Genomic DNA, 4,973 nt, shown 5'->3' with positions numbered 1-4,973 from the left:
TCGCCGGTCCCAAGGACTACGTGAAGTATAGCGATCAGTATTATACGCGCAGCCGTATTAACTTTGACGCCGGTAAGATCACTATCGAGACCATTGCCGGTACCGATCCGATGGCAAGCCTGCGTCAGGCAATCATTACCACGCTGCTGATCGGCGAAGATCCGGGTAATGTCGATCTTTATTCCGACGCTAACGATATCCAGCTTGGCCAGGAGCCGCTGCTCTATGGTCAGGTGCTGGATAACACCGGCCAGGCCATCCGCTGGCAGGGACGCGCGGCCAGCTTTGCTGATTATCTGATCCAGAATAAATTACAGCGTCGCAACGCCGGTCTGCATATTATCTGGTCGGTGACGATTCCAATGGTGCCCAACCATCTGGACAAGCGTGCGCATAAATATCTGCCAATGGTGCGCAAGGCAGCGGAGAAATACGGTGTGGATCAGGCATTGATCCTGGCGATCATGCAGATTGAGTCGAGCTTCAACCCCTATGCGGTAAGCCATTCTGACGCGCTGGGCCTGATGCAGGTGGTACAGCATACCGCTGGCGCGGACGTGTTCCGCATGAAGGGCAAATGGGGTAAGCCGAGCCGCAGCTACCTGCTCGATCCGGAAAACAATATCGACGCGGGAACAGCCTATCTTTCGCTGCTGCAGGATAGCTATCTTTCCGGTATCGCCAATCCGCTTTCACGTCGCTATGCGGTGATCACGGCCTACAATGGCGGGGCGGGCAGCGTGCTGAGAGTCTTCTCCAGCGACAAGAATCGGGCCTTTGGCGCGATCAATAATCTGTCGCCAGCGGAGGTCTATCAGACGCTGACCACCAACCACCCTTCTGCCGAGTCGCGTCGCTATCTCTATAAAGTGAACAATGCGCAGAAGAGCTATCACCGCTATTAAAGACTTTGTCGGAAAAAAGGCGCAGGTTTCTGTAGGCGCGTAAAGGGACCTGCTGAAAACAGCGCTTATTTACGCTGTAAAGGCCTGAAGTGAGTTGCCGAAAATAGCGTGGGTTTACGCCATAAGACCTGAAGTGATGGGCGAAAAACAGAGCGCAGGTGTGCGCTCTGTAAAAGAGTCAGGCGGACGGTGCAGATCCGTCCGCCGACCTTTATCGGCTGATATTTTTAAATTGCTTTGTGGTTTCCGTCAGCGCCACTTCGGTCGGCAGCCGCTCCATTGAGCTGGCCCCGTAAAAACCGTCGCACTGCGGACACTGGCTGATGATATATTTTGCGTCTTCCGGCGTGGAGATAGGTCCGCCGTGGCAAAGTACAATCACGTCTTTACGCACTTCCTTCGCGGCTTTTGCCCACTCGTTAATTAACGGGACGCAATCGGCGAGCTTCAACGCGGTTTCCGCGCCGATATTGCCGCCTGTGGTCAGTCCCATATGCGCCACGATAATATCCGCGCCCGCCTGGGCCATCGCTACGGCGTTTTCCGTGCTGAAAACGTAAGGCGTGGTCAGCATCTCTTTTTGCGCAGCCAGCCGGATCATGTCGACCTCCAGCCCGTAGCCCATGCCGGTTTCTTCCAGATTAGCGCGGAAGTTACCGTCTATCAGCCCTACCGTAGGGAAGTTCTGCACGCCAGAGAAGCCCATCGCCTTGAGATCGTCCAGAAATTTATCAAAATGACAGAAGGGATCGGTGCCGTTGACGCCCGCCAAAACCGGCGTGTTCTTCACCACCGGCAGCACTTCTTTCGCCATATCCATTACGATCTCGTTGGCGTTGCCGTAAGCCAGTAGCCCGGCCAGCGAGCCGCGCCCGGCCATACGATAGCGCCCGGAGTTATAGATAACGATCAGGTCGATACCGCCTGCTTCTTCGCATTTAGCGGACAATCCTGTCCCGGCGCCCCCACCGATAATCGGTTCGCCGCGCGCAATCATTGCGTTAAATTTTGTCAGTATCTCCTGACGGGTAAAAGCCATGTTCAACACTCCTTTTCGATCAGCTGGCGAAACTCTCTGACTGCCGCCAGGGCAAATTGCGGATCGTTGATGTTAAAAGGCAGGCGACGAACAACCCGGCGGCTGGTCTGTTTGATGTTTGCCTCCAGCGTGCTGGTAAAGGCATCGCTTGCCTCCGGCGACCAGAAAGGTTGGCCTGGCGCATCCAGCGCGGAGAAACCGCCATCGGGGATCAAGAACACGATGTCGCCTTCACAGCGGTTCAGCTTTTCCGCTATCCATTTCGCCATGGTTGCGTTCTCTTCCGGCGTGGTGCGCATCAGCGTAACCTGCGCATTATGGTGGTAGAAAAGCCGTCCGGCATACTTTTCCGGCACCGTAGAAGGATGACCGAAATTGACCATATCCAGCGCACCGCAGGAAATGACACAGGGAATACGACTGTTGGCTACGGCGTCGAAACGCGTTTCATCACAGGCCAGCACGCCGCCAAATTGGTAATCGCAGACTTCGGTCGTAGTCAAATCCAGCAGGCCAGCCAGCATACCGCTGTCGGCCAGCTTTTCCATCGCCTTGCCGCCGCTGCCGGTGGCATGAAACACCAGGCAGTCATAATTCTCTTCCAGCATCGCGCTGACCGTTTGTATACAGGGCGTGGTGACGCCAAACATGGTCAGGCCCAGTGCAGGTTTATCGCTGCTGTCGGTGTCGACGGGAAAAAGTACGGCGCCAGCCAGTTGATGGGCCGCATTGCCCAGCACGCGGCGTGAGATGCGGTTCAGGCCAGAAACATCGGTAACCGAATAGACCATACTGATATCGCTGGCGCCGACATAGCCAGACACGTCACCGGAAGCCATCGTCGATACCATGACTTTGGGTACGCCGATCGGCAATGCCTGCATCGCTGGCGTGATCAGCGCCGTCCCGCAGGAGCCACCAAGGCCAATAACGCCAAGCAGATCCTGGCGCTGGTTAAGGAAAATTTTAAACGCCTGCGCCATCGCATTAATGGCCCGGCCACGGTCACCGCAGAACACGGCTTCGCGCCCGTCCGGATGAAAATCGGCCACCAGTTCCGGCGGAAAATCGGCGGCATAAGGTGCGGTAACTGGTTGAGTTGACAGGTCAACTGTCACGACATCGACGCCCGCTTTACGCAGGCAGTCACTGACGTAAAACAGTTCCCTTCCTTTAGTATCTGCCGTTGCGACGGCGTAAACAAAACCACGATTAATAGTCATAGTCGTAACAACACCCTGTTATCAGACACAATAAAGACTTGATAAAGAAGCAATAAGACAGTAAATAGAGATTGAGAGTTTTTTACTTTCAATTTGATGAGATAACAGTATCACTATCATCAATGATAAATCAATTGAATGGAATAAGTGTCTCACAAGGAAGTTGGCTATGCTTAATAACGAAACCTGTCCTGCAGACGCGGGTGAAGGGGAATGCTCTTTACCTACTGCCGTCTTCAATCACTTGAATATCAGGCAGATTTAACAAAATGAGGTTACTGTGGAGCAAAGGGATTCCGCTGGGGTTGTAAAGCTGACCGCCACACGCGCAAGAACACGTCGTTTACTGATTGAGACCGCTATGCGGCTTTTTGACAGCGGCGCGTTCCCGTCCATTACCGAAGTCGCTCAGGAAGCTCAGCTTTCTCGCGCAACGGCCTACCGCTATTTTCCGACGCAGAGCGCGCTGGTTTCCGCCATCGTTACCGAAACGCTCAGCCCGATTAAAAGCTGGCGCCCTACCCGTGAAGAAGCCAGCGACCGCATCGACGAGCTGCTGACGTTCGCTTTTCCACGCATGTTAGAGCATGAAGGCACGTTGCGTGCCGCGCTGCATCTTTCTCTGACCCAGTGGGCACAGTCGCAATCCAGCGATAAGCCGGACAGAGAAAAGCTGGTAAGGGGAAACCGTAAAGCGCTGTTGCAGCATGTTTTAGAGCCGTTAAATGACGAACTGCCGCCGGAAATTGTCGAGCGGGTGATCAAATCTCTGTCGCTGGTTTACGGTTCGGAGATTTTTTTGGTGATGAAGGATATTTGGGGCTGCGATAACGACCAGCTTCAGGACATTGGCAAATGGATTGCCAAAGCAATTATGCGTCAGGCACGGGAAGATGCGACGCTACAGGCTGGCTGAGCGTCGTCTCTACTCAGCCAGGGGGCTTATCCCGCAACCATCACGGGGCGGGATAGCTGATTTAGCGGGTAAGCATATAGCCCATCAGGCGCTTCTCACCTTTTTCATCCGTTTCGCTATAAACCCCCTGCAGCTCCGGAGAAAAACCGGGCAGCAGGTTTAGGCCTTTTTCAAGCGCCAGAAAATAACGTTGTACCGCCCCGCCCCAGATCTCGCCAGGTACCACGCAGAGTACGCCCGGTGGGTAAGGCAATGCGCCTTCCGCCGCGATGCGCCCTTCCGCCTCTGCAATCGGCACCAGTTCAACATTGCCACGTATAAATTCACTGTTCGCTTCCTGAGGGTTCATCGCCACCTTCGGCAGACTCTGCTGGCGGAACATCGCTTTCTGCAAATCTTTTACATCGTTACTGGCATACAGCTGGTGCATCTCCAGACACAGGCGGCGCAGCGTATAACCTTCATAGCGCACGGCGTTTTTGCGGTAGATAGTCGGCAGGACGTCACGTAGCAGCGCGTCCTCGCGGATATGTTGCTCAAACTGTGCCAGCTTCGCCACCAGATGTGCCATTTTCTCCAGGCTTTCCGCGGGCGTCAGCAGAAAAAGAATGGAATTCAGATCGCATTTTTCCGGCACCACGCCGTTTTCACGCAGATAGTTGGCCAGAATGGTCGCCGGAATGCCAAAATCGGCATACTGGCCGCTGGCGGCATCAATGCCCGGCGTCGTCAGGAGCAGCTTACAGGGATCGATCAGATACTGATCCTTTTCGTAGCCCTCGAAGCCGTGCCAGGCCGCGCGCGGGGCGAAGCTAAAATAGCGGCTGTCGGCGGCAATGGTAGCTGTTGGTACATCCTGCCAGCGCTCTCCGTCCACCTCGTCAGGAATG

General features: G+C 54.8%; 4 protein-coding genes and 1 pseudogene. 2 read left to right on the top strand and 3 right to left on the bottom strand.

Annotated features, from left to right (window positions below; translation table 11 throughout):
- The coding region (mltC, locus tag RTK32_RS18990; protein ID WP_312046725.1) for a membrane-bound lytic murein transglycosylase MltC at nt 1-905 on the top strand (905 nt) is incomplete at its 5' end.
- Nucleotides 906-1,116: 211 nt separating this feature from the next.
- Here the strand turns inward: mltC and RTK32_RS18985 are convergent.
- Complete coding sequence (locus RTK32_RS18985; RefSeq protein WP_312046723.1) at nt 1,117-1,944, bottom strand: phosphoenolpyruvate hydrolase family protein; 828 nt, start codon at nt 1,942-1,944, stop codon at nt 1,117-1,119.
- 2 nt (nt 1,945-1,946) lie between these two features.
- Nucleotides 1,947-3,167: a Tm-1-like ATP-binding domain-containing protein gene (locus tag RTK32_RS18980; RefSeq protein WP_312046721.1), complete on the bottom strand. Its 1,221-nt coding sequence runs from the start codon at nt 3,165-3,167 to the stop codon at nt 1,947-1,949.
- Nucleotides 3,168-3,447: 280 nt separating this feature from the next.
- Here RTK32_RS18980 and RTK32_RS18975 point away from each other — a divergent pair, with 280 nt between their 5' ends.
- Nucleotides 3,448-4,083, top strand: a complete 636-nt coding sequence (locus tag RTK32_RS18975; RefSeq protein ID WP_312046719.1) for a TetR/AcrR family transcriptional regulator — start codon at nt 3,448-3,450, stop codon at nt 4,081-4,083.
- A 61-nt stretch (nt 4,084-4,144) separates the two neighbouring features.
- On the opposite strand, the pseudogene RTK32_RS18970 reads toward RTK32_RS18975, so the two are convergent.
- A pseudogene (locus RTK32_RS18970) lies at nt 4,145-4,973 on the bottom strand (ornithine decarboxylase); the annotation flags it as partial.

Source organism: Erwinia sp. (assembly GCF_031978025.1).
GTDB lineage: Bacteria > Pseudomonadota > Gammaproteobacteria > Enterobacterales > Enterobacteriaceae > Erwinia.
The sequence above is the reverse complement of the archived record's forward strand: the minus strand, read 5'-3'. Positions and strand labels throughout refer to the sequence as shown.

Coding starts and splice junctions, on each gene's coding strand:
- RTK32_RS18980 (WP_312046721.1), bottom strand. CDS start 3,167: ATGACTATTAATCGTGGTTTTGTTTACGCCGTCGCAACGGCAGATACT.
- RTK32_RS18985 (WP_312046723.1), bottom strand. CDS start 1,944: ATGGCTTTTACCCGTCAGGAGATACTGACAAAATTTAACGCAATGATT.